This is a genomic window from Pseudonocardia adelaidensis (assembly GCF_039543345.1).
GTDB lineage: Bacteria > Actinomycetota > Actinomycetes > Mycobacteriales > Pseudonocardiaceae > Pseudonocardia > Pseudonocardia adelaidensis.
In genome coordinates this window covers 1-24088 of sequence record NZ_BAABJO010000007.1, presented here as the reverse complement: position 1 = coordinate 24088, position 24088 = coordinate 1, and the positions used below count along the sequence as shown (strand labels likewise).

Below are 24088 nucleotides of genomic sequence, written 5' to 3'. Positions count from 1 at the left end.
ACCATGCTGGCGTCGGGATCCTCGCCGGCGCCGGGACCGCCCGCTCGTCAGGAGCACACCCGCTTGGCGCGCAGCACCCTCGTCACGGCTGTGTCCGTGGCGGCGGGGTCGAGGCCGGCATGCTCCAGGTGGTCCAGCACCGGGGTGACGCGGCCGCCGCTGGACCACAGCGCCATGTCCGCCCCCGCCTCCAGGGCGCGCTCGACGGCCTGGGGCAGGGTGAACTCGTCGGTGACGGCCTCCATGGCGCCCAGGTCGTCGGTGAGCACGAGGCCGTCGAAGCCGATCTCCTGGCGCAGGAGCGCGTACACCTCGGGGGTGAGCGAGCTGGGCAGGTCGCTGGTGAGACCGGGCACGTCCAGGTGCCCGACGAGCACGCCCGTGCGGCCGTCGGCGAGGGGGCGGCCGGGCCCGAGCAGGGCGGCATAGGGCCGCATGTCGTCGGCGCGCATGTCGGCCAACGCCGGGGTGGTGACGCGCCCCTTGTGCGAGTCGCCGTCCGCGCGCCCGTGCCCGGGGAAGTGCTTGAGCACGGTGTAGACGCCCGCAGCCCGCTGCCCCTCGGCGAACGCGGCGGCGTAGCTCGCGACCGTCTCCGGGTCGTCGCCGAAGGAGCGGTCGCCGATGGCGGGGGATCGGCCGGTCACGTCGACGGTCGGGGCGAGGTTCATCGTGATGCCCCGCGCGAGCTGCTCCCGCCCGCGCTGCTCACCCAGCTCGCGCACCTGGTCCGGGGTCCGGGTCCGGGCCATGGCGCGGGCGCTGGGCAGCTCGCCGTCGAGGGTGTCGATGCGCTGGACGCGCCCGCCCTCGTCGTCGACGGCCACGGCGAGCGGGATCCGCGCCATGGCCTGCACCCCGCGCAGCGCCTGGTCGGTGAGCAGCGCGGTGGCGTTGCCACCGACGAAGATCGCGCCCACCTGCGTGGTGCGCACGGTCTCCGCGACTGCGCGCGGATCGGTGGCCTCGACTCCGACCATCAGCCGCTGGGCGAGCTTGTCCCGCGGCGACATCGTCCGCACGACGTCCGCGCAGTGCGGGAGCCGGTCGGGCCCCAGGTGTTCCCCCGTGAGCGGCGGTGGAGGCGGCGGAGCCGGGGTCGCGGCCGCCGGGGCCGCCGCGAGGACCACCCCTGCCAGCGCCGCGAGCAGCACGACGAGCGACTTGCGAACCGTCATCCCGGCCCATCTTCCTCCGATCGACCGGCTGCCCGGATCCGGGCCTGCGCCAGAAAATGGTAGATTTCTGCCATGCGAACTACCATCGACGCGGCAGGCCGGGTGGTCATCCCGAAGCAGCTGCGTCAGGCGGCGTCGCTCGAGCCCGGGCAGGAACTCGAGATCACCGAACACGACGGACGGATCGAGATCGAGCCGGTTTCCGACCCCGTTCAGCTCGTCGAGCGCGACGGGTTCCTCGCCGCTGAGGTCGCGGACGGCGACGCCCCGGCCCTGACTGCGTCCGAGGTACGTGACCTGCTGGAACGCACGCGCAGGTGATCACGTGTGACACATCGGTGCTGATCGCCGCGTTCGCGCGATGGCACACCGACCACGGCGCAGCGGCCGCGGCAGTTCGCCGGGGGGGCGCGATCGTCGATCATGTGGCGGTCGAGACCTTCTCCGTCCTCACCCGGCTCCCGCCTCCCCGCCGGGTGCCGGCGCACCTCGTCACGGCCTTCCTCGACGGTCACTTTCCCGGCTCGGTGCCGCGACTGGCGAGTACGCCGTCGACGGACGTCCTCGACATCGCCGTGCGAGGCGGGATCGCGGGTGGGGCCATCTACGACCTCGTCGTCGCACTCGCCGCGCAACGCGGCGGCGCGGTGCTACTGAGCCTCGATCAGCGGGCGGCCAAGACGTACGAGGCAGCGGGCGTCGAGTACGAGTTGCTCGGCGGTTGAGGCCGGCTCAGGCGATCGGGGGCACCCGCTCCCCCTCCGGCGGCGGACCGGGCGGGGTGCCGTCGCCGAACGGGCGCCCGCCCAGCTCCTCGCGCCCGTGCGAGGTGAGCCAGCCGCGGGGGTCGGGGCCGAGCGGGACGATCCCGGTGGGGTTGATCTCGGCGTGCACGCCGTAGTAGTGCTGCTTGATCTGCTGGAAGTCGATCGTGTCGCCGAAGCCGGGGGTCTGGAACAGGTCCCGCGCATAGGCCCACAGCACCGGCATCTCGGCGAGCTTCTCCCGGTTGCACTTGAAGTGGCCGTGGTAGACGGCGTCGAACCGGACGAGCGTGACCCACAGCCGGATGTCGGCCTCGGTGATCGTGTCGCCGACCAGGTAGCGGCGGGCGGTCAGGCGCTCGGACAGCGCGTCGAGCCGCTCGAACAGCACCCGGTAGGCCTTCTCGTAGGCCTCCTGCCCCTTGGCGAACCCGCACTTGTAGACGCCGTTGTTGACGTCGTGGTAGACGGCGTCGTTGATCTCGTCGATCTCGGCCCGGTGCGCCTCGGGGTACAGGTCGGGGGCACCCTCGCGGTGGTACGCACGCCACTGGGTGGACAGGTCGAGCGTGAGGGCCTGGAAGTTGTTGGTCACCGCCCTGCCGCTCGCGATCTCGACGACGGTCGGGACGGTGACCCCGGCGTCGAAGCCGGGCTGGGCTGCCTCGTAGGCCTCGCGCAGGTACTCGATGCCGAGCACGGGGTCGCGGTTGTCGGGGTCGTTGTGGAACCGCCAGCTCCGCTCGTCGTGCAGCGGGCCTGCGATGCCCATCGACAGAACCGGTTCCAACCCGAGCAGCCGCCGGACGATCACACTGCGGTTCGCCCACGGGCACGCCCTGGCGACGACCAGCCGGTACCGCCCCGGCTCGACCGGCCACGCCGACGACCCGTCGGAGGTGATCCGTTCGGTGAGCGCGACGGGCTCGCGGTGGAAGGCTTCGGTGCTGGACTGGGTTGCGGTCATGACTGGAGGAATACCCAGTAACGCAGCACGAGGAATCGGCCGGCTCCGCCCAGAACGCTCGCCGCGGCGAGCGCGACGGTCTCCTGCACCGGCGTCGGCGCGTCGACGACCAGCCCGAGCAGCAACAGGACGGCCGAGCTGTAGAACGCGTAGAACAGGACGGTGCCGCCGACCTGGACGCGCGAGCGCCAGCGGTGCACGACCGTTCCACCGAACGTGAACCGGCGGTTCGCCTCCGTGCTCACTGCCGTGCTCACGAGCAGCGCGACGAGGTTCGCCGGCACCGCCTCCAGCCCGGCGGTGCGCAGCGACAGGAACGCGGCGGCGCTGACCGCGGTGCCGAGGCCTCCCACCATCATGTAGCGGACGACCTGCACGAAGAACGGGTGGCGCAGCCGGAATCGAGCCGCCACGACGAGCGGGCTCACCATCCGCACCACACCCTTCCCGGCTTCCCCCGTTGATCCTTTTTATCTCATCCGGGGGGAGGGACGCGCTGTCGCTCACCTGTGGGAACGCTCTGAACGGAGCGTCATTCCGGGCCTGACGGATGTCACGTCGGAGTCGTGACCGCCGTCGTGGGCGCCAGGGCTTCGCGGCCTGCAGTCTTCGGGGCATGGATCGCACGTCGTACCGCTCCCCCGCACCCGGCTCGGAGAAGGCCACGCCCCAGTGGTCGATGTTCCTCGGACTCTTCTGGGACATCGGGCTGAGCCTGGTGGCGTACTACGGACTGCGCGCCCTCGGCGCATCGCCGTACGTGGCGCTGCTCGGCGGCACGGTGACCGCGGGCCTGCGCATCGCGTACGTGTGGCTGCGCACCCGCCGCTTCGACGGCTTCGCCGCCTTCATGCTCGCCGAGTTCGGGGTGGGGCTCGGCTTCGCGCTGATGACCGGAGACGCCCGCTTCCTCGTGGCGAAGGAGTCGTTCAGCACCGCCGTCGCGGGGCTGATCTTCCTCGGGACCTGCGCGTTCGGCCGGCCGATGATCTGGCACGCCGCGGCGCGGTTCCGGCCCGCCCACCGCGGCGAGCTGGACCGGCTGTGGCGCCACTCGCCGGGATTCCGGCGCACGTTCCGGATGCTGACCGCCGGCTGGGGCGCCGGTATGCTGGTCGAGGCGGTGGCCCGCGTGGTCGTGGCCTACACCCTGCCCGTGGACACCGCGGCCGGGCTCTCGCAGCTGCTGCGCTTCGCCGCCATGGGGTTGCTGATCCTCTGGACGCTCGCCACCGTGAAGCGCCACCGCCCGAAGCGGTCGTAAGGTCACCGGCGTGAGTGTCGTGCAGGGCGTCGACCTCCGGGAATGGCCGGTGCGACGCCCCGAGGACCCGGCGGTCACCCGCCGGGTCCGCCGGCGCACCGTCGTCGGTGCGTCGGTGTTCCTGGTCTTCTTCGTGCGCACCGCCGCCGAGGAGTGGAACGGCGCGCCGGCGGGCAGCCACGCCGCGCTCGTCGTGATCGGTGGCGTCTACCTCGTGAGCTACCTGCTCACGCTCTACTTCGGCCAGCTGTTCGGACCGCTCCCGCGGGTGCTCGCGATCGCGTGGCTCTTCCTCGCCGGATCCGGCTTCGCGCTGGTCACCGGCGACCCCGGCAACCTGACGATGCTGGCGTACGCGGTCGCCGCCGCCATCCTGATGCTGCCGCTGCGCTGGGGAATGCTGATCGGCCTGTTCACGACCGTGGCGGTGATGGCAGGCACGTGGGAGCTGCACGGCGCGGTCGACTGGGGCGACACCTCGGCGCTGATCATGCTGACCGTCGGCATGGTGACGCTCACCCAGCTGATCCGCACGATCAACCAGCTCCGGGCCGCCCAGGACCGGATCGCGGCGCTCGCCGTGGCCGACGAGCGGGCCCGGGTGGCGCGGGACCTGCACGACGTGCTCGGCCACAGCCTCACCACGATCACCGTGAAGACCGGGCTGGCCCGGCGGATCCTGGAGAGCGGGGCGGAGCCCGCCCGGGCGCTGGCCGAGCTGCACGACGCCGAGCGGCTGTCCCGGCAGGCGCTCACCGAGATCCGCGCCACCGTGTCCGGGTACCGGCGGCCGTCGCTGGCGGCCGAACTCGCCGGTGCGCACGAGGCGCTGCGGGCAGCCGGCATCGACTCGGTGTTCCCGCAGGCCGTGGACGACGTCGCGGACGAGCTGCAGGAGCCGTTCGCGTACGTGCTGCGCGAGGGTGTCACCAACGTGATCCGGCACAGCGGGGCCACCCGCTGCGAGGTCCGGCTGGGCGAGCGCTGGGTGGAGATCCGCGACGACGGGCGGTCCGCCGCCGGGCAGCCCGCCGCCGGCAACGGCCTGGCCGGGCTCGCCGAACGGATGGCCGCGGTGGGCGGCCGGCTGACCGCGGAACCGTTGCCCGGCAAGGGTTTCCGCGTGTACGCGGAGGCGTGATGATCAGGGTGCTCCTCGCCGACGACCAGGCGCTCGTCCGCGGCGCGCTGGCCGCGATGCTCGATCTCGAGCCGGACGTCGAGGTGGTGGCAGCGGTCGGGGACGGGGACGAGGTGCTGGACGCGGCGCGCCGCACCACGCCCGACGTCGCGCTCCTGGACGTCCAGATGCCCGGCACCGACGGGCTGACGGCGGCGGCGCAGCTGCACGCCGCCCTGCCGGCCTGCCGCATCCTCATGTGCACGACGTTCGGCAGGCCCGGCTACTTCGCCCGGGCGATGGCGGCGGGCGCAGCGGGCTTCGTGGTGAAGGACTCCCCGCCGGAGCAGCTGGTGGAGGCGATCCGCAAGGTGTACGCCGGGCTCCGCGTGGTCGACCCGGGCCTGGCCGCGGAGTCGCTCGCCCGCGGCGTCAGCCCGTTCACCGAGCGGGAACGCGACGTGCTGCGCGCCGCGAAGGACGGCGCGAGCGTGGCCGACATCGCCCGCGCCGTGCACCTGTCGGGCGGCACGGTGCGCAACCACCTGTCCGCGGTGATCGGCAAGACGGGGGCGGCCAACCGCGCCGAAGCCGCCCGCATCGCGGAGGAGAACGGCTGGCTCTAGCCTCGCCGGTCCTGCGGGGCGTCGCCGTCAGACCTGCAGGAAGACCGTCTCCCCCTCACCCTGCAACCGGATGTCGAAGCGGAGCTCGCCCTCGTCCGCCTGCTCGGCCACCAGCGTGACCGCGCGCTCGGGTGGCAGCGAGGACAGCAGGGGGTCGGCCGCGTTCGCCTCGGCCTCGTCCGGGAAGTAGATGCGCGTGGTGAGGTGCTGGAGCAGGCCGCGGGCGAGCACCGTGACGTCGATGTGGGGCGCCTGGCCGTCGCCGAGCGCACCCGGCTTCACGGTGACGATCCGGAAGCGGCCCTCGTCGTCGGTCATGCAGCGGCCGAAGCCGCCGAAGCCGGATCCGGAGGCGCCCCGCGGGTCGTCGGGGTGGTCGAAGCGGCCGTCGGCGTCGGCCTGCCAGGTCTCCACCACGCCGTCGGGGACGGGGGCACCGGCGCCGTCGAGCAGCACGCCCGAGATCCTGATCGCTCCCGGGCTCCCCTCCGGGACGACGAGGTGGCCGTCGGTCCAGGTCAGCCCGAGGGAGAGGAACGGTCCGACGGTCTGCGACGGGGTGATCAGGTCACTCATGGGGCTCCTCGAACGGGGTCTGCTCGCGGCCGCGCAGCACGATGTCCCATCGGTAGGCGAGCGCCCAGTCCGGCCGGGTGGCCTCGAGGTCGAACGTCGAGATCATGCGCTGGCGGGCCTTCGGGTCCGGAACCGAGTTGAAGATCGGGTCCTGGCCGAACAGCGGGTCGTCCGGGAAGTACATCTGCGTGACGAGCCGCTGCGTGAACGCGCGGCCGAAGAGCGAGAAGTGGATGTGCGCCGGGCGCCACGCGTTGTGGTGGTTGCCCCACGGGTATGCGCCCGGCTTGATCGTGGTGAACGAGTACTCGCCCTTGGAGTTGGTGAGCACCCGCCCGCCACCGGTGAAGTTCGGGTCGAGCGCCCCCGCCCAGTTGTCGTTCTTGTGCGGGTAGCGGCCGGACGCGTTGGCCTGCCACACCTCGACGAGCGTGTCGGGCACGGCGCGGCCGTCGCTGTCGAGCACCCGGCCGAACACGATGATCCGCTGGCCGATCGGCTCGCCGGCGTGCTGGGTGGTGAGGTCGTGGTCGCTGGGGCCGATCAGGTCGCTGTGCCCTGCCGTCAGCAGCGGGCCGGTGACCTCGGTGAGCCGGTTCGGCAGCACGATCGGCGCCTGCGAGGGCGCCCGCAGGGCGGTGCTCTTGTAGCCGGGGTAGTCGAGCGGCGGGTGCGTGCCCTCCGGGGGCGGCCGGTACCCGGCGGGATGGGCGAGCGTCACAGTGATCCTCCTCGGTGAGGTAGGCCGGTGTAGTTCTCGGCGAGGCTGGTGGCCGCGGCCCGCGAGGCCACGGTGTAGTGCAGCTGGGAGAGCTGGAGGCGTCGGGTGAACGGGTCCCCGTCCGGCGCGTTGTGCAGCATCGACGTCATCCACCACGAGAAGTGCTCCGCCCGCCAGACGCGGCGCAGGCACGTGTCGGAGTAGGAGTCGAGGCCGGATTCGTCGCCGCGGGCGAAGAAGCCGGTGAGGGCCTCGGCGAGCACCCGGACGTCGGCGATGGCGAGGTTCATGCCCTTGGCCCCGGTGGGCGGCACGATGTGCGCCGCGTCGCCTGCCAGGAAGAGCCGCCCGTGCCGCATCGGCTCGGCCACGAAGCTGCGCATGCCGGTGACGCCCTTCTCCAGGATCGGGCCCTCGTTCAGGGTGAACCCCTCGGCGGCCAGGCGCGTGCCCAGCTCGTCCCAGATCCGGTTGTCCGGCCAGTCGGCGAGGTCGGTGTCCGGCGGCACCTGCAGGTAGAGCCGCGTGATCTCGGGGCTGCGCATCGAGTACAGCGCGAACCCGTTCGCGTGGTTGGCGTACGCCAGCTCGTGCTGGGTGGGCGCGGCCTTGGCGAGGATCCCGAGCCACGCGTACGGGTACTCGCGGTCGAACACCTCGGGTGCGTACGCGCCGCGGCTGATCCCGTGGAAGCCGTCGCAGCCCGCGACGACGTCGCAGTGCAGCTCCTGGCGCCGCCCATCGGGGTCGGTGAAGGGGATCACCGGCGCCCCGGCGAGGCCGTCGAGCGTGACGTCGGAGACCTCGAAGCGCAGGTCACCGCCGTCGGCGAGGCGCCTGGCGATCAGGTCCTTCACGACCTCCTGCTGCCCGTACACGGTGATCCCGCGGCCGACGAGGTCGGTGAAGTCGATGCGGTGGTCAACCCCCTCGAACCGCAGCGAGACCCCCTCGTGCGGCATGCCCTCGCGGTCGAGCCGGTCGGCGAGCCCGACCTCGCGCAGCAGCTCCACGGTGGGGTGCTCCAGCACGCCCGCCCGCACGCGCTGCTCCACGTACTCCCGGCTGCGGGCTTCGAGCACCACGGAGTCCACGCCGGCACGGGCGAGCAGGTGGGACAGCAGCAGACCGGCGGGTCCCGCTCCCACGATGCCGACCTGGGTGCGCATGACCGGAAGCGTGACGCACGCCGGCCGCTCCCTCGACTCCGCTTCCGGTCAGCGGAAGATGCAGGGCACACTGACCTGATGGCGGAGACGGTGACCGGGCGTGTGCTGCGGGTGCTCGCCGCGTTCACCGCCGAGCGTCCCGACCTCGGGCTCACCGAGCTCTCCCGCCGGGCGAAACTGCCGCTCAGCACCGCCCACCGGCTGGTGGGCGAGCTCGCCGAATGGGGAGCACTCGAACGCGGCGCGGACGGGCGCTACCGCGTCGGGCTGCGGTTGTGGGAGGTCGGTGCGCTGGCGCCGCGCGGGCTGGGACTGCGCGAGTCGGCCATGCCGTTCCTCGAGGACCTCTTCGAGGTCACCCGGCAGAACGTCCAGCTCGCGGTGCTCGACGGCACCGAGGTCGTGTTCGTCGAGCGGATCTCCGGCCGCGGGGCCGTCAACGTGATCACCCGCGTCGGCGGGCGGCTGCCGCTGCACGCCACCGGGGTCGGGCTGGTCCTGCTCGCCAACGCCGAGCCGGAACTGCAGGAACAGGTGCTCGCCTCCCCGCTCAGGCGCTACACGGAGCGGACCATGTGCGACCCCGACGAGCTGCGGCGCGTGCTCGCCGAGGTCCGGCGCACGGGCGTGGCCGTGAGCGACCGGCAGATCGAGCTGATCTCCCTCTCGGTTGCCGCCCCCGTCCACGGCGCCCGCGGCGAGGTGGTGGCGGCGCTCTCGGTGGTGGTGCCCGCGGAGACGTCCGACGCGCGGGCGTACGTCCCGGTGGTTCGGGCGGCGGCCCGCGGCATCTCGCGCACGCTGGGCGCGCCCGAGCCCCGGCGCCGCTGATTGCAGGAAAGCCACTTTCACGCAACCAGATGGCATGAAAGTGGCTTTACTGCAATCCAGGGCAGCCCTTGCGCATGTGCCCTGCGAGCCCGACGATCTGCCGCGTGGACGTCCTGGAGTTCCGGCCCGAGCCCGACCAGTACGCGTGGACGTTCGGGGGCGTCGCGCCGACGCACCGGATCACCCCCGGCACCGTGCTGAAGCTGTGGACCGAGGACGCCTTCTCGGGGCGGCTGCAGCGCACCACCGACAAGCCGTCGCAGGTGCTGAACATGGCCGAGGTGAACCCGCAGACGGGGCCGTTCTTCGTCGAGGGCGCGGAGCCGGGCGACACGCTCGCCCTGCACATCGTCGACCTCACCCCGGCCCGCGACTGGGCCGCGTCGACCACGATCCCGTTCTTCGGTGCGCTCACCGGCACCGATCGCACCGCGCTGCTGAACGATCCGCTGCCGGAACAGACGTGGATCTACGAGCTGGACCGCGCCCGCGGCATCGTGCGGTTCGAGGCGCAGCGCAGCTCGTTCAGCCTGGAGCTGCCGGTCGCGCCGATGCTGGGCACGGTCGGCGTGGCGCCACCGGGCCGTGAGGTGCGTTCGAGCCTCGTGCCGGACACGTTCGGCGGCAACATGGACACCCCCGAGATGCGCGCGGGCACCACCTGCTTCCTCGGCGTGAACGTCGAGGGCGCGCTGTTCTCCGTCGGCGACGGGCATTACCGCCAGGGCGAGGGCGAGAGCTGTGGCACCGCCGTCGAAGGCGCGATGGACGTCACGCTGATCGTGGAGCTGGTCAAGGGCGGGGCGCCCGCGTGGCCGCGCCTCGAGCACGACGACGACTACGTCGTGGTGGGGTCGGCGCGCCCCCTCGAGGACGCGTGGCGGGCCAGCCAGATCGCCATGATCGCCTGGCTCGGCGAGCTGTACGGGCTCGACCGGCTCGACGCCTACCAGTTGCTCACCCAAGTCAGCCGCTCGCCGCTCGCCAACGTCTGCGACACGAACTACAGCGCGGTCACCAAGATCGAGAAGTCCTTCCTGCCTGCCGCCGACGCCTTCGGCGGCATGCACCGTCACCTGCGCGAGCAGGCCGCAACCCGGTAGGAGACACCGTGGATCTGCAGCTCACCGGCCGCACGGCGCTCGTCACCGGCGGCTCGCGGGGGATCGGGCGCGCCATCGTCGACGGGCTCGCGGCGGAGGGCACGAAGGTCGCCTTCTGCGCCCGCACCGGCGTCGACGTCGCGAAGGCCGAGGACGAGCTCCGCGCCGCGGGCCACGACGTCGCCGGCACCGCGCTCGACGTCGCCGACGGGGCCGCGGTCCGGGCGTGGGTCGAGGCGTCGGCCGAGCGGTTCGGTGGCATCGACATCGTCGTCGCCAACGTGTCGGCGCTCGCGATCGGCCCGGGCGAGGCGAACTGGCGGGCGAGCTTCGAGGTCGACCTCATGCACACCGTCCACATGGTCGAGGCCGCGCTGCCCCACCTCGAGCGCAGCGACGCACCGTCGATCATCACGGTGTCGAGCGTGTCCGGCCGGGAGATCGACTTCGCGGCCGGGTCGTACGGTGTGATGAAGGCCGCGCTCGTGCACTACGTGTCCGGCCTGGCGTACGACCTGGCCGCGAAGGGCATCCGGGCCAACGCCGTCTCGCCCGGCAACGTCTACTTCGACGGCGGCGTCTGGCAGAACATCGAGCAGAACAACCGCGAGCTCTACGACCTGGCGCTCGGGCTCAACCCGACCGGCCGGATGGGCACGCCGGAGGAGACGGCGTACGCGGTGGTCATGCTCGCCAGCCCGCGCGCGTCCCGCATCACCGGCACCAACCTCGTCGTGGACGGCGCCCTGACCAGAGGAGTGCAGTTGTAGTGCGGGAGTTCCGCATCGAGATCCCCGAGCCGGAGCTGGACGACCTGCGCGAGCGGCTCGCGCGCACCCGCTGGCCCGACCCGGGCACCGCGCCGGGCTGGACGCAGGGCGTGCCGCTGGACTACGCGCGTGAGCTGTGCGACCACTGGGCCCGCCGGTACGACTGGCGCCGCTGCGAGGCCGAGATCAACGCCTACCCCCAGTTCCGCACCGGGCTGGACGGCGGGGGCGACGACACGGTCGAGGTGCAGCTGCTGCACGTGCGGTCGCCGCACCGGGGCGCGCTGCCGCTGCTGCTCACCCACGGCTGGCCGGGCTCGATCGTCGAGTTCCTCGGCATCATCCCGGCGCTCACCGACCCGCCGGACCCGGCCGACGCGTTCCACCTCGTGATCCCCTCGCTCCCCGGTTACGGGTTCAGCGGCAAACCGACGGTCCCCGGATGGGGCGTGGAGCGGATCGCCACCGCGTGGGCACAGCTGATGGACCGGCTCGGCTACGACCGCTACGGGGCCCACGGCGGCGACTGGGGTTCGATGATCTCGACGGCGCTGGGCACCGGAGCTCCCGAGAACGTCGTCGGCATCCACCTGACCATGCCGATCGCGGCCCCGCCGCCCCAGGACGAGCGGCAGCCGCTCAGCCCGGAGGAGGCGCAGGCGCTCACGGCGCGGGAGAACTTCCTGAAGGTCGGCACCGGGTACTCGCGCGAGCAGGCCACGCGCCCGCAGACGCTCGGGTACGGCCTCGCCGACTCGCCGTCCGGGCAGTGCATGTGGATCGTCGAGAAGTTCTGGGACTGGACCGACTGCGCGGGCCACCCGGAGAACGTCATCTCCCGCGACCGGCTGCTGGACAACGTGATGTTCTACTGGCTGCCCGGCACCGGCGCGTCGTCGGCGCGGCTGTACTGGGAGAGTTACGACCGCCGCCGCGCGGACGAGGTCCCGGTGCCGACGGGCGTCACGCTGTTCCCGCAGGAGCTGATCCGCCTGCCCCGTCACTGGCTCGAGCGTCGCTACACCGACCTGCGGCACTGGCACGAGCCCGCCGTGGGCGGCCACTTCGCGGCACTCGAGCAACCGGACGTGCTGGTGGACGAGCTGCGCACCTTCTTCCGCAAGCTGCGCTGATCATCCACCCGGGTGCGTCACGCGCCCGCGGGGAGCTCGGCCTCTACTGTCCCGTGCGTGGACGGGATCGCCCTCAACATCGGCCTGGTACTGCTGTTCGTCCTGATCGGCGGCTACTTCTCCGCCTCGGAGCTGGCGCTGGTGTCGCTCCGGGCGGGCCAGGTCTCCCGGCTCTCGACGGGCAGCCGGCGCGGGGTCACCGTGGCCCGGCTGCGGGAGGACCCGAACCGGTTCCTCGCCGCGGTGCAGATCGGTGTGACGCTGGCCGGGTTCTTCTCCGCCGCCTACGGCGGGTCCACCCTCGCCGAACCGCTCGGCGTCCTGCTCACCACGTGGGGCCTGCCGGCCGGCCTCGCGGGCACGCTCGCGCTGATCGTCGTCACGGCGCTGATCTCGTTCGTCTCCCTCGTCCTCGGCGAGCTGGTACCCAAGCGGCTGGCCCTGCAGCGCGCCGAGGGGGTGTCGCTGTTCGTCGCGCCCGTGCTCGACCGCATCGCGACGCTGGCGCGGCCGGTCATCTGGCTCCTGTCGCGGACGACCAACGCCGTCGTCCGGCTGCTCGGGCTCGACCCCCGCGCCGGTGGCGACCAGGTCACCGAGGAGGAGCTGCGCGACATGGTCGCCGGCCACGAGCAGCTCGACCGCGAGGAGCGCCGCCTGCTCGCGGATGTGTTCGACGCCGCGGACCGGCACCTGCGGGAGGTGATGCTGCCGCGAACCGAGGTCGACTTCCTGCCGGCGACCACCGACCTGGAGACGGCGACCCGCACGATCGTGGGCAAGCCGCACTCCCGCTACCCCGTGGTCGGGGAGGGCGTCGACGACGTCGTCGGCGTGGTCCACGTGCGCGACCTGCTCACCACCGCCCTGCTGGAGGGGCCCGACGGGCGCACCGTCGCCGACGTCATGCGCCCGGTCCACGCCGTGCCGGAGAACAAACCGATGTTCGTCGCGATGTCGGAGATGCGGGCCAACCGGGTGCACCTCGCCGTCGTCATCGACGAGTACGGCGGCACCGCCGGCATCGTCACGCTGGAGGACCTCATCGAGGAGATCGTCGGCGACATCGACGACGAGTTCGATGCGCCCCGGCGCGCGGCGCCGGACCGGGCCACGGCGGCGGGTGCCGACCAGGAGGTGCTCCTCGACGGGCTCCTCCACCGGGACGAGGTGCGCGACCGGACCGGAGTCGAGCTGCCGGACGGGGAGTTCGACACCCTCGGCGGCTACGTCCAGGACGCCCTCGGCCGGATCCCGGTGGTCGGCGACCGCGTGCCACTGGGCGACGGGACGCTGGTCGTGACGGAGATGGACGGCCGTCGCGTCGCGACCGCGCGCCTCGAGCGGGACGGGAGCTAACCCCCGAACTCGTCGGGTCCCTGGTCGTGGCCCGGGGCGTGCTCGCTGCACCAACCCAGGTGCACGGGGTGGTTGCGGCAGCCGGTCTCCGCGCAGGTGGTGAGCCACAGCCAGAACCGCGCGATCGGCGGGTCGTCCGAGGGCAGCCGGGCGCTGCGACGGCCCCGCGCGATCGCCATCAGCAGCAGCGCCACCGCGATCGGGGCGATGCCGACCACCGCCAGTACGACGACGTCGCCCCTGGCGATGCCGGTCAGCGTGCCGGTCGCCCCGACCACCGACAACCCGAGCGCGGTCAGCCGCGCGGGGACGACCGCGGTGGCCGGTGGGACCGGAGGCTCCTGCAGGTCGGGCGCCGCCTCGTCGTGGTCGAGCCGGCGAGCGATCTCGTCGAACCGGCGTCGCTCGTCGCGGCTGAGCGCGCGACCACCCTCGTCGGAGCGCGCCCGACCGGGCCACCCGAACCGTCTCCCCATGTGCTTCCCCCCGCCACGCTGCGCGCGCGACCCCCGTCGGGATAAACGCTCCCGGGCGTTCGGGAGTTACACACCCGGGTTCAGGAGCGGCGGGCGGCGCGCAGCAGCAGGTGCATGCCCACGTCCGTGGAGCGTTCCCTGATGTCGGTGCGGCCACCCGGGAGGCGGGGATCCCTGGCCAGCACCTGGCCGTCCGCCGTGGTCACGCAGAAGCAGACGTAGCCGACGGGCTTGGCCTCCGTGCCGCCGCCGGGACCGGCGACGCCGGTGATCCCGATGCCGACGTCGGCGCCGAACCGCTCCCTGGCCCCGTCGGCCAGTGCCCGCGCCACCTCCGGCGACACGGCGCCGTGCGTGGCGATCATGTCGGCCGGCACGCCGAGCAGGCCGGTCTTGGCGGCGTTCGAGTAGGCGACGACCCCGCCGGCCACGTAGTCGGACGATCCCGCGACGTCCACCAGCCGCGAGGCGAGCATGCCCCCGGTGCACGACTCCCCGGTGGCGACCGTCCACCCGCGCTCGCGCAGGGCGCCGGCCAGCAGCTCGTCGGTGCTGGTGCCGTCGGTGCTCACCAGGTGCCGGGCGTGCCGGCGGGCCAGCTCGGCGTGCAGCGCCGCGGCGACGTCGTCCGCGCCGGGCCGGGGGCGCAGGTCCACCTCCAGCTCCGAGCGGCGCAGGCAGGTGGTGATCTCGACGCCGGACAGGTCGCGCTCCGCTTCGATCTCGCGCAGGGTCGCGGCGATCTCGGACTCCGGCAGGCCGAAGAAGCGCAGGGACCGGGCATCGAGCGCGGGCACCCTGGCCAGCAGGTCCCGCACCGGCTCGGTGACCAGCGCGGTCGGCCACATGCCCTGCAGCTCGCGGGGCGGGCCGGGCAGCACCACGACCAGCGGCCCGCCGGGCCGGGGCACCACGAGCCCGGGCGCCGTCCCGACCGGGTCCAGCGCCGTCGCGCCCCGCGGCACCATCGCCTCCTTGCGGTTCGCCTCGTCCAGCGCGGGGCCGCCGAATCCGGTGCGGGCGGCGAACCCGGCCAGTATCGTCGCGATCCGCTCGTACATCGCCTCGTCCAGCTCGAGCGGCGCCCCCGCGAACGCGGCCACGACCTCGGCGGTCAGATCGTCGGCCGTGGGGCCGAGCCCGCCGCTGGTGACGACCAGCTCGCAGCCCTCCTCGGCGGCGAGGTCGAGTGCGCGGGCGAGGTCGGCGGGCCGGTCGCCGACGAGCTGCACGTACGCCACCTCGAGGCCGAGCCCGGTGAGCTCGCGGGAGAGCCACGGGCCGTTGCGGTCGGAGATCGCGCCCGTCAGCAGCTCGCTCCCGGTGACGACGACGGCTGCCCGTGGCCTGGCAGCAGCGCTCATCAGGCGGCCACCGCGTCCAGCGCCGCCACCGCCGACTCGTCGCCGATCTGCACTGCCTCGCCCACCCGCAGCGGGTCGACGCACAGGGAGCCCATGCCCGCGGAGCGCGCGGGTCCGATGGCGGCCAGGTGGCCCGGCCCGCGGTCGGGGTGCGCCGCGTCGGTGACCAGGCGCAGGTCGGCGCCGTAGCGGCGGGAGCCCTGGGCGAGCGAGCCGAGCCCGGGGACGAGCCGGTCGAGCGCGCGGGCCCACAGCGAGAGCCCGGCATCGGGGTCCCCGTGCAGGTCCTCGCTCCCCCGGCACAGCAGCACGAGCACGTGGGTGGCACCGCCGCGAAGTGCCCGCGCCATGGCGAGCGGTTCGGCCACCGAGCCGTCCACCCATCGCCGTCCGCCCCACGGGATCGGCGGCCCGGCCAGCAGCGGGATCGCCGCGCTCGCGCGCAGCGCCTGCTGCCAGTCGGAGACCGTCTGCATGCCCTCCAGGGTGTGGGCGGTCAGGTCCGCGGCGTCGGTGGCCACCACGCGCAGCGGCGCGGGGGTGCGCCCCAGTTCGTGCCATGCGAGGGGCTTGCGATCGCCGAGCACGTCGTGCACGAGGTGGTCGAGGGCGACGACGGGCCGCCTGCTGCCGAGCCTTCGCATGTTGATGAAGACGTCGGTGCAGAGGTCCTCGGGGTAGCTCGCGGCGCAGGCGGCGGCGTCGCCGGTGAGGAAGGCCGCCCCGCTGAAGCCGCCCGAGGACGCCCCGTACACCTCGTCGAACGCGGGAACGAGGCCGGCCCGGTCGAGCGCGCGCAGCATCCCGGCCACGTACGCGCCGCGCATCCCGCCGCCGCCGATGACCAGGGCGACCCGGTGCTCGTCGTCGCGGGATCCGGGCGTGGTGCGCGCAGCCCTCCGCGCGTGCAGGACGTCGATGACCTCCCGGTCACCGTGCAGGAAGGGGACGGGAGACTCCATCGACACCCGCGCAGGGTAACCGGCCGGGCCGGGCGGACGACCGGGAAGCCACGCCGGGTGCGCGGGCGATGACGGCGGGCAGCGTTCACCGCGGCTAGGCTGACGGTCGCCGCGGCGGTCGGCGAGCGTCTCCGGTTCCCCGCCCGAGCGGACGATCCCGCAGGTCGGCGCGCCAGTGGCCCGTAGGAGTGGCGGTTCGCCCGCGTGGGGCAGCGGCGAGGAGCACGGTGAGTGACCGCCCGCGATCATCGCTGTCCGTGCCGAACGAGCAGCCCGCGTCGGGGTTGCGCTCCGGATGTCCGCGCGCGCCGAACGGCGACCACCACGCGCCCATTGTCGAGCAGTGGCGCCGAGCGGTTATGGAGAACCGTCGAACGGTACCGGGGGAAACGTTACCGTTATTCGGCGAAGCACCGCCGAATTCCTCCGAGCGAGTGATTCCGGAAGTGACGGAGGTCACAGGCAATGGTTACAAAGCGCTGTGATCCTCTCAGGTTGCTCACACCACTGGATGACGTCGGCGGCAGGCACCCTGTGGGCGACCTGGGGAAACCCGGGCATTCGGGTGGCCGCACCCGGCGTTGCGGTTGCGGTGCGTGACGAAGGACCTGGGCGATCGGGGATCGGGCGAATGCGAAACCATCGTCCGTCAGAGAGGCGACCCGAACGGTCGTCATGAATTTGGAGGGGCATTCCATGCAGTCGTCGAGGATCTTCATCGTCGGATCGGGCGTCGTGGGAGCAGCCACGGGTGGCGGCTTCCGGGATGCCGGCCATGACGTGACGTTCATCGACATCAACGAGGCCCGGGTGCGCGAGCTGCGCGACCGCGGCTGGGACGTCCGTACCGAGATCGACCTGTCCGACGAGCCCGAGTCGATCATCTTCCTGACGCTGCCGACCCCGCACGAGGGTCACCGCTACGACCTGTCGGCGTTCAGCGCGGGCACCGCCTCGGTGGGCAAGGCGCTGGCCGGCTCCGCCGCCCGGCACACCGTCGTGGTGCGCTCGACCGTGCCCCCGGGCACCACCGAGGGCCTGGTCAAGACCACCCTGGAGGAGAACTCCGGCATGGTCGCCAACGAGGGCTTCGGGCTCGCGTCGAACCCGGAGTTCCTGCGCGCGGTCTCCGCGGCCGAGGACTTCGCCAACCCGTGGATGACCATCATCGCCAGCCGCGACCCGCAGAACGTGGAGCGGCTGCGCGAGCTGCTCTCCCCCTTCGGTGGCGAGCTGCGCACCTTCACCAACCCGGCCGAGGCCGAGTTCATCAAGTGCGCGCACAACATCTACAACGCCACCAAGATCAGCTTCTGGAACGAGATGTGGCTGGTCGCCCAGAAGCTCGGCCTGGACCTGGACCCGATCGCCGCCACCGTCGCCCGCTCCGCCGAAGGCTCGATCAACCCCGAGTACGGCATCCGCGGCGGCGCCCCCTACGGCGGCGTCTGCCTGCCCAAGGACACCTGCGGCTTCCTCGGCTTCGCCAAGACGGTGGACGTCGACATGCCCCTGCTGTCGGCCGTGGTTGAAACGAACGACCGCCTCGCGGCGATCGTTTCAGAAGAGGTCGACACCGCCACGCACGCTGCTTCGCACGCCCAGCTGCGCCAGGCGGCCAGTGGAAAGGAGACGGCTGCTGTCGCCGCGACGAGCGGGCAGCAGCAGCACGAGCCGGCATGAACCTACCTGCGTACTACTACGTGCTGGGCACCCCGCTCGGGGTCCTCGGCCTCATCCGGTGGGCCACGTGGCTCGTGCGCCGCATCCCCGCGGTGCTGTACAAGCCGGTGGTCAACAACTACCGGCTCCCGATGAGCATCGTGGTCCCCACCTACCAGGAGGACCCGCAGATCTTCGCCATGGCGATCGAGTCCTGGCTGGCCAACGACGTCGAGGAGGTCATCCTCGTCATCGACGCCTCGGACACGGTCTGCCAGGAGATCGCTCGCCGTTACCCGGTGCGGATCGTGATCACCGACGTCCCGGGCAAACGCGACGCGCTGCGCCGCGGATGGCGCGCCGCACGCACGGAGCTCGTCGCGCTCGTCGACTCCGACACGATCTGGGCCCCCGACGTGGCCACCGAGGTGTTCAAGCCGTTCGCCGACCCCCGCATCGGCGGGGTCGGCACCCGGCAGAGCGTCTACGGCACCAAGGGGTTCCTGGCGCGGATCACCGACATGTTCCTGGACAACAGGTACTTCGACGAGAACGCCAGCCAGACCCTGCTGGGTCAGGCCGTCGCATGCCTGTCCGGCCGCACCGCGATCTACCGCCGCAGCCTGCTGCTGGAGATCGAGGCGGAGTTCATGGAGGAGAAGTTCTGGGGCATCCCCTGCCTGTCGGGGGACGACAAGCGCCTCACCACGCTCACGCTCGAGCACGGCTACCTCACCTACATGCAGCGCACGGCGGTGGTGTGGTCGACGTTCCCCGACAAGTGGCGCATCTTCTTCAAGCAGCGCGTGCGGTGGGCGCGCAACACCTGGCGCTCGGACATGCGCGCGCTGTCGAAGCCGTGGGTCTGGAAGCACCCGTTCCTCGCCTACACGATGATCGACAAGGCCGTGTCGGGGTTCACGGTGCTGCTCGGTCCGATCTTCCTCGTCACGGCGTTGATCGCGCAGGAGTGGATGGTGGCGCTCATCCTCGTGGCGTGGTGGCAGATCAGCCGTGCGGCGAAGTTCCTGCCCCACATCGTGCGCCGGCCGTCGAGCTTCTTCTTCGTGCTGGGCTACGTGGTCGTCTCGTGGCTCATGGCGCTCATCAAGATCCGCGCCCTGATGACCATCCGGTACCAGAAGTGGGGCACCCGCCAGGTCGCCGTGGAGAACGGGCAGGTCGTCCGCACCGCGGGCGCAGGCGGCGGCATCCAGGACGACGCGACGATCCCGATGCGTGCGGTCGGGGTTGGGAGGGCAGCATGACCAGCTCCCGCACCCGCAGGCGGGGCTTCGCCAGGATCGTCCTGGCGAGCCTCGCCATCGGCGCGCTCACCCTTCCCGTCACGGCGGGCTCCGCCGCGGCGGCCGTCGACGCGGTGGCGGCCCAGGCCACCCCGCCGGACGGTGGCAGCACCGGCGGCGACACCGCCGGCAGTACCGACCCCGGCGGCGACGACGGCGGGAGCAACAGCGGCGGCAGCAACAGCGGCGGCAGCAGCGACCCCGGCGACGACGGCGGCAGCAACGGCGGCGGGAGCAACGGCGGCGGCAGCAACGGTGGCAACACCGGCAACCCCGACCCCGATCCCACCCCCGGTGGAGGCGTCACGAGGCCGAGGCCCACCGGGCCGTCCCCGCAGGAGCTCGAGGCGAAGCGCCAGGCCGAGGAGCAGCGCAAGGCGGAGGAGAAGGCCGCCAAGGAGGCTGCCGAAGCGGCTCGCAAGGCCGAGGAGAAGCGGCAGAAGGAGATCCTCCGGCAGCAGCGGGAGGCCGCCGAGCGGGCCGAGCAGGCGGCGAAGGCACGCGCGTCGTGGGACGAGCGCGGTCGCCCCCGCCAGATGGTCACCATCCGCACCGACCGCGTCGAGGTCGTCGACAACGGACGGCTCACCACGCTCGTGCCCCGGCGCCCCGGCGCGCTGGACATCAAGGACCTCGACCGCATGCTCCCGGGCGACTGGATCGCCATCGACGGCGACACCGCCACGGTGAACACCGCCATCGTCCTGACGCCCGGCGTCACGTTCGAGATCTCCGACATCCCCACCGTCAAGCTGACCGGTGGCCCCGATGTGGCGGACGCCTGCCCGATCTACACCGGCAGCGGCCGGCTGACGCTGAAGAACACCACTCTGAACGGGGTCGACCGCAACGGGCAGCAGCTGCCGTTCGACTCGGTCGGCAGGCCCTTCCTCGAGGCCTCCGGCGGCGGCGAGATCAACGCCACCGACGTCACCATCACGGACATGGGCGTGCCCGAGCACGGCCAGGCCACCGCGGAACCCGCCGTGGGCTTCAACCCGGGCAGCAGCGGCTCGCTCGTGCGCACCACGCTGCAGCGCAACAACATCGGTGTGGAGGTCTCGAAGGCCCAGGGCGTGCAGCTCGACGGGCTCACGGTCACCGAGTCGGAGTCCGACGGCATCGTCCTCAACGGTGACCAGGGCACCCGGATGGCCAACCTCCGCGCCGAGAGGAACGGCGGCAACGGGATGTTCGTCGGCGGGGAGAACTCCGACCGGCCGATCAGCGGGCTCACCACACTCAACAACAAGCTCTACGGCCTGGTCGTCACCCAGCAGACGGGCACGCAGGTCAGCGGCATCAGCACCGAGGCGGACGAGGCGGGCGGCCTGCGGCTGAACCAGGCCACGGACGTCACGGTCACGGACTTCACCGCCACCGACCAGCCCATCGGCATCTTCACCCACGTCGGCAGCACCGGGATCGTGCTCGACGACGTCCACGCGACCGGCGGGCGCCGCGGCGTGGTCGTCGAGAAGAGCACCTCCAAGCTGGAGCTGAGGAACTCCACGATCGAGGGCACCCGCGTCGCGGGCGTCAACATCGGCGGCAAGGAGATCCAGGTCAACGGCGTGCACGTCGGGGACGCGAAGGCGGGCGTCCGCATCGAGCGCGGCGCGGGGCACATCAAGCTCGCGGGCCTGACGATCGACGGCGGCCGCGACGGGATCGTCTCGTCGGCCGGTGCCACGGACGTCACGATCGCCGACCTCACGGCCAACCACGTCGAGGACGGCGCGATCCGCACCGCCACCCCGGCCGCCGTCATCAGCGGCGGCACGATCAACGGCGGTTCCACGGGCATCGACGTCACCGGGTCCGCCACCATCACGGAGACCGCGATCAACGGCGCCGGCGAGGGCCTGCGGGTGCGCTCCCCCGAGCCGGTGCGCGCCGAGAACGTGGCGATCGACGCCACCGACCTGGGGCTCAACGTCGCGCCCGGCAGCCAGATGGTGCTGGCCAACTCGAGCGTGCACGCGCTGGAGGCGGTGCGCGGGGTGTTCGCCGCCGAGGGTGTGAACAACATCAGCCTGCCGCCGCTCAACCTGCTGGCCGCCATGGGCGTGCCGCTGATCCTGCTGGCCATCGTGCTCGAGCAGGTGCACTCCTTCCGGCAGCGCCGGGTGGGTGGCAACAAGAAGCGCCTGCCCCCGGCGGTCCCGGTGGGAGTCGGCGGCTGAACGCCCGCGCATCATGACCACCGGCGGCGACGTCGATGCAGACCCGAGGATGACCCAGACGATGTCTCGACCGACCGACTCCCGCGCTGCCCGCTCCCGTGGCCGAGCCATCGTGCTCGGGGTGCTCCTCGCCGTCACCGCACTGCTGGCGGGCGCGTGCGCGAACCCGACGCCGGACCCGCTCACGCGCAAGGAGGCCGCGCCCGACGAGAAGGTCGACCCGGCGAAGCCGTGCACCCGGGAGGCCTCGGGGGACAGCGGCGGCGGGCAGCCGGGCGGCGCGCCGAAGGCGGCCTTCGACGCCGGGTCGAACACGATCAACCTCACCGGCGGCGACGGGGTCACCCTGGCGTCGCTGGCCCAGAAGGTGAGCGGCAACGCCCTGCGGAACGCGGGCGACGGCGTGTGGGAGCTGCGCGCCGACATCGCCGTGACGAACGGGGCCTCGCTGCGGATCGCCGCGCCCGAGGTGAAGTGGCTCAAGCTGATCAGCGAGAACGGCAAGTTCGCGTCGCTGAAGCCCTCCGGTGGGGGCCTCGAGGTCGTCGGAACCTGCATCACGTCGTGGGAGCCGGGGGCCAACGCGGCCGACACCAACCTCGACGACGGCCGGGGCTACCTCCTGGCCCGCGACGGCGCGCAGATGAACATCGACCACGCCGAGATCCGGTTCCTCGGCAACAGCACCGTCGAGTCCTACGGGCTGTCATGGCGCACCGAGGGCACGACCGGGAAGATCACCAACAGCGTCGTGTCCAACAACTACTTCGGCCTCTACAGCTACGACGTCGGCGGACTCGTCATCTCCGACAACGAGTTCCACGACAACAAGCTGTACGGCGTCGACCCGCACACGGGGTCGCACAACCTGACCATCGAGCGCAACGTCGTGCACGACAACGGCAAGCACGGCATCATCCTCGCCGAGGACTGCACCGACAGCGTCATCCGCGACAACACGGTGTACCGCAACAACCACCACGGCATCGTGCTCTACCTGCGGTCGGACCGGAACACGATCGAAGGCAACGACTCGTTCGCCAACGCAGCCCAGGGCATCAACATCAACGAGTCCAACGACAGCATCATCCGTGGCAACCGGGTCTACGACAACAACGAGTCCGGCATCGGGGTCACCCAGACCTCCGAGAACAACCTCCTCGAGAACAACCAGGCTCGCGGCAACAAGCAGGACGGCGTGCGCGTCGTGAGCGAGTCCGCGCGGAACACGGTCCGCGCCAACACCGTCGGCGAGAACGGCCGCTACGGCGTGTACGTGGACATCGACGGCGACGTGGACATCGCGGACAACGTCATCTTCGCCAACCGCTCGGGGATCATGCTGAAGGGCTCGGCCGCCGTGCCCGACGGCGACAACGAGATCTTCGACAACCAGCAGGCCGCGATCCTCAACGACTGAGCGGCCGTCACCGCGGCTCACCGCGGACTGCGCCGCCCGCTGCTCCTCGGCGGGGTCGAACACTCCGCGTGAGCGGGTGCGCACCGCGAGGCCGGGCGGCAAACGCCGTCCCCGCCGTCCGGGTGCGCCCGACCGGGCGACCGAGCGCCGAACGGTCGCACGCAGGGTCACTCGTGCGCCGGGCGGTGGGCCACGGCCACCCGAACGGCTGTTTCCGGGATGGATACGGGCGCCCGGACAATTGCTCCGGATTCACTGGACCAGGTGTATTCGCTCGTGACCCACGTCACAGTCCTGGTTACTGGTGGTTGAACGGCGACGATCGAGGCCGTCGCCCACGGGGCCCTCATAGGGCCCATTACGCCTCCCTGAGCTGCCCGGACAGGCTATCGGCGCCCCAATAGCCCACCGTGTGCGCATACGCACGGTAATCGCTGGCTACACGATCGTGGAGCCGCTCGATTGCGGAACCATCTCCCTGACGCGACAGGTTCGGCCGGTCAGAAATAGGGGAAGGTGCAATTCCATGCAGTCGTCGAGGATCTTCATCGTGGGCTCGGGGGTCGTGGGAACTGCGACGGGTGAGGGCTTCCTGGCGGCGGGTCACGAGGTCACGTTCGTCGACATCGCCCCGGACCGGGTGCGCGAGCTGCGCGAGCGCGGCCTGGACGTGCGCACCGAGATCGACCTGTCGGGCGAGCCGGAATCGTTGATCTTCCTCACCCTGCCGACCCCCAACGACGGGCACCGCTACGACCTGGCCGCGTTCACGGCAGGCACCGCCTCGGTGGGCACGGCCCTGGCGACGGCACCCGCGCACCACACCGTGGTCGTGCGTTCCACGGTGCCGCCCGGCACCACCGAGGGCCTGGTCCGCACGGTGCTGGAGGAGCGGTCCGGTCGCACCGCGGGCGAGGGCTTCGGGCTGGCCTCGAACCCGGAGTTCCTGCGGGCGGCGTCGGCCACCGAGGACTTCGCCAACCCGTGGATGACGGTGATCGCGAGCCGCGACCCCCAGACCGTGGAGCGGCTGCGCGAGCTGCTCTCCCCCTTCGGCGGCGAGCTGCGCACCTTCACCAACCCGGCCGAGGCCGAGTTCATCAAGTGCGCGCACAACATCTTCAACGCCA

General features: G+C 72.1%; 24 protein-coding genes. 15 read left to right on the top strand and 9 right to left on the bottom strand.

What is annotated here, in order from left to right:
* Positions 1-47 precede the first annotated feature (47 nt).
* A complete protein-coding gene (locus ABEA81_RS10740; protein ID WP_345604795.1) occupies positions 48-1178 on the bottom strand; it encodes a glycoside hydrolase family 3 N-terminal domain-containing protein in 1131 nt (376 codons plus the stop codon).
* Positions 1179-1250: 72 nt separating this feature from the next.
* On the opposite strand from ABEA81_RS10740, the gene ABEA81_RS10735 reads away from it, so the two are divergent.
* Positions 1251-1499 (top strand): AbrB/MazE/SpoVT family DNA-binding domain-containing protein, encoded by a 249-nt coding sequence (locus tag ABEA81_RS10735; protein WP_345604794.1) that lies wholly within the window; start codon positions 1251-1253, stop codon positions 1497-1499.
* The gene (locus ABEA81_RS10730; RefSeq protein WP_345604793.1) at positions 1496-1903 is read left to right on the top strand and encodes a PIN domain-containing protein; all 408 of its coding nucleotides are present in this window, start codon (positions 1496-1498) and stop codon (positions 1901-1903) included. Before ABEA81_RS10735 ends, ABEA81_RS10730 begins: the two co-directional genes overlap by 4 nt.
* Positions 1904-1910: 7 nt before the next feature.
* Here the strand turns inward: ABEA81_RS10730 and ABEA81_RS10725 are convergent, their stop codons facing one another.
* Both ABEA81_RS10725 and ABEA81_RS10720 read right to left on the bottom strand, forming a co-directional pair.
* Positions 1911-2909, bottom strand: coding sequence for a glutathione S-transferase family protein (locus tag ABEA81_RS10725; RefSeq protein WP_345604792.1), 999 nt, complete (start codon positions 2907-2909; stop codon positions 1911-1913).
* A complete protein-coding gene (locus ABEA81_RS10720) occupies positions 2906-3340 on the bottom strand; it encodes a GtrA family protein (protein ID WP_345604791.1) in 435 nt (144 codons plus the stop codon). Before ABEA81_RS10720 ends, ABEA81_RS10725 begins: the two co-directional genes overlap by 4 nt.
* Positions 3341-3525: 185 nt before the next feature.
* Between ABEA81_RS10720 and ABEA81_RS10715 the strand changes: the two genes are divergently transcribed.
* The 3 genes from ABEA81_RS10715 to ABEA81_RS10705 are packed head-to-tail and all read left to right on the top strand — an operon-like array spanning position 3526 to position 5919.
* Positions 3526-4173, top strand: coding sequence for a VC0807 family protein (locus ABEA81_RS10715; protein ID WP_345604790.1), 648 nt, complete (start codon positions 3526-3528; stop codon positions 4171-4173).
* Positions 4174-4183: 10 nt separating this feature from the next.
* Positions 4184-5314: a sensor histidine kinase gene (locus ABEA81_RS10710; RefSeq protein WP_345604788.1), complete on the top strand. Its 1131-nt coding sequence runs from the start codon at positions 4184-4186 to the stop codon at positions 5312-5314.
* Positions 5314-5919 (top strand): response regulator transcription factor, encoded by a 606-nt coding sequence (locus tag ABEA81_RS10705; RefSeq protein ID WP_345604787.1) that lies wholly within the window; start codon positions 5314-5316, stop codon positions 5917-5919. Before ABEA81_RS10710 ends, ABEA81_RS10705 begins: the two co-directional genes overlap by 1 nt.
* Before the next feature lie 27 nt (positions 5920-5946).
* Here the strand turns inward: ABEA81_RS10705 and pcaG are convergent, their stop codons facing one another.
* The 3 genes from pcaG to ABEA81_RS10690 are packed head-to-tail and all read right to left on the bottom strand — an operon-like array spanning position 5947 to position 8385.
* On the bottom strand, positions 5947-6495 hold the full coding sequence (gene pcaG / locus ABEA81_RS10700; RefSeq protein WP_345604786.1) for a protocatechuate 3,4-dioxygenase subunit alpha: 549 nt from the start codon (positions 6493-6495) through the stop codon (positions 5947-5949).
* On the bottom strand, positions 6488-7216 hold the full coding sequence (gene pcaH, locus ABEA81_RS10695) for a protocatechuate 3,4-dioxygenase subunit beta (protein WP_345604785.1): 729 nt from the start codon (positions 7214-7216) through the stop codon (positions 6488-6490). The genes pcaG and pcaH overlap by 8 nt, the downstream gene beginning before the upstream one ends.
* Complete coding sequence (locus ABEA81_RS10690) at positions 7213-8385, bottom strand: 4-hydroxybenzoate 3-monooxygenase (protein WP_345604784.1); 1173 nt, start codon at positions 8383-8385, stop codon at positions 7213-7215. The genes pcaH and ABEA81_RS10690 overlap by 4 nt, the downstream gene beginning before the upstream one ends.
* Positions 8386-8463: 78 nt before the next feature.
* Between ABEA81_RS10690 and ABEA81_RS10685 the strand changes: the two genes are divergently transcribed.
* The 5 genes from ABEA81_RS10685 (at position 8464) to ABEA81_RS10665 (ending at position 13581) form a co-directional block, all read left to right on the top strand.
* On the top strand, positions 8464-9216 hold the full coding sequence (locus ABEA81_RS10685) for an IclR family transcriptional regulator (protein ID WP_345604783.1): 753 nt from the start codon (positions 8464-8466) through the stop codon (positions 9214-9216).
* Between the two features lie 104 nt (positions 9217-9320).
* Positions 9321-10319 carry an acetamidase/formamidase family protein gene (locus ABEA81_RS10680; RefSeq protein ID WP_345604782.1) on the top strand — a complete coding sequence of 333 codons (999 nt, stop codon included), beginning with the start codon at positions 9321-9323 and terminating at the stop codon, positions 10317-10319.
* Between the two features lie 8 nt (positions 10320-10327).
* A complete protein-coding gene (locus ABEA81_RS10675; RefSeq protein ID WP_345604781.1) occupies positions 10328-11089 on the top strand; it encodes an SDR family NAD(P)-dependent oxidoreductase in 762 nt (253 codons plus the stop codon).
* A complete protein-coding gene (locus ABEA81_RS10670) occupies positions 11089-12222 on the top strand; it encodes an epoxide hydrolase family protein (RefSeq protein WP_345604780.1) in 1134 nt (377 codons plus the stop codon). The genes ABEA81_RS10675 and ABEA81_RS10670 overlap by 1 nt, the downstream gene beginning before the upstream one ends.
* Before the next feature lie 57 nt (positions 12223-12279).
* Entirely contained in the window at positions 12280-13581 is a 1302-nt protein-coding gene (locus ABEA81_RS10665) for a hemolysin family protein (RefSeq protein WP_345604779.1), read from the top strand.
* On the opposite strand, the gene ABEA81_RS10660 is transcribed toward ABEA81_RS10665, so the two are convergent.
* The 3 genes from ABEA81_RS10660 to ABEA81_RS10650 form a co-directional block, all read right to left on the bottom strand.
* Complete coding sequence (locus ABEA81_RS10660; protein ID WP_345604778.1) at positions 13578-14057, bottom strand: DUF3040 domain-containing protein; 480 nt, start codon at positions 14055-14057, stop codon at positions 13578-13580. The genes ABEA81_RS10665 and ABEA81_RS10660 overlap by 4 nt on opposite strands.
* 80 nt (positions 14058-14137) lie before the next feature.
* The gene (locus ABEA81_RS10655; protein ID WP_345604777.1) at positions 14138-15421 is read right to left on the bottom strand and encodes a competence/damage-inducible protein A; all 1284 of its coding nucleotides are present in this window, start codon (positions 15419-15421) and stop codon (positions 14138-14140) included.
* Complete coding sequence (locus tag ABEA81_RS10650; protein WP_345605049.1) at positions 15421-16383, bottom strand: patatin-like phospholipase family protein; 963 nt, start codon at positions 16381-16383, stop codon at positions 15421-15423. Before ABEA81_RS10650 ends, ABEA81_RS10655 begins: the two co-directional genes overlap by 1 nt.
* Positions 16384-17079: 696 nt before the next feature.
* On the opposite strand from ABEA81_RS10650, the gene ABEA81_RS10645 reads away from it, so the two are divergent.
* The 5 genes from ABEA81_RS10645 to ABEA81_RS10625 all read left to right on the top strand — a co-directional run.
* Positions 17080-18066, top strand: a complete 987-nt coding sequence (locus tag ABEA81_RS10645) for a 2-dehydropantoate 2-reductase N-terminal domain-containing protein (RefSeq protein WP_345604776.1) — start codon at positions 17080-17082, stop codon at positions 18064-18066.
* The gene (locus tag ABEA81_RS10640; protein ID WP_345604775.1) at positions 18063-19313 is read left to right on the top strand and encodes a glycosyltransferase; all 1251 of its coding nucleotides are present in this window, start codon (positions 18063-18065) and stop codon (positions 19311-19313) included. The genes ABEA81_RS10645 and ABEA81_RS10640 overlap by 4 nt, the downstream gene beginning before the upstream one ends.
* Entirely contained in the window at positions 19310-21538 is a 2229-nt protein-coding gene (locus ABEA81_RS10635) for a right-handed parallel beta-helix repeat-containing protein (protein ID WP_345604774.1), read from the top strand. The genes ABEA81_RS10640 and ABEA81_RS10635 overlap by 4 nt, the downstream gene beginning before the upstream one ends.
* 112 nt (positions 21539-21650) lie before the next feature.
* Positions 21651-22958: a right-handed parallel beta-helix repeat-containing protein gene (locus ABEA81_RS10630; RefSeq protein WP_345604773.1), complete on the top strand. Its 1308-nt coding sequence runs from the start codon at positions 21651-21653 to the stop codon at positions 22956-22958.
* A gap of 526 nt (positions 22959-23484) precedes the next feature.
* On the top strand, positions 23485-24088 hold a 604-nt coding region (locus ABEA81_RS10625), incomplete at its 3' end, for a 2-dehydropantoate 2-reductase N-terminal domain-containing protein (protein WP_345604772.1).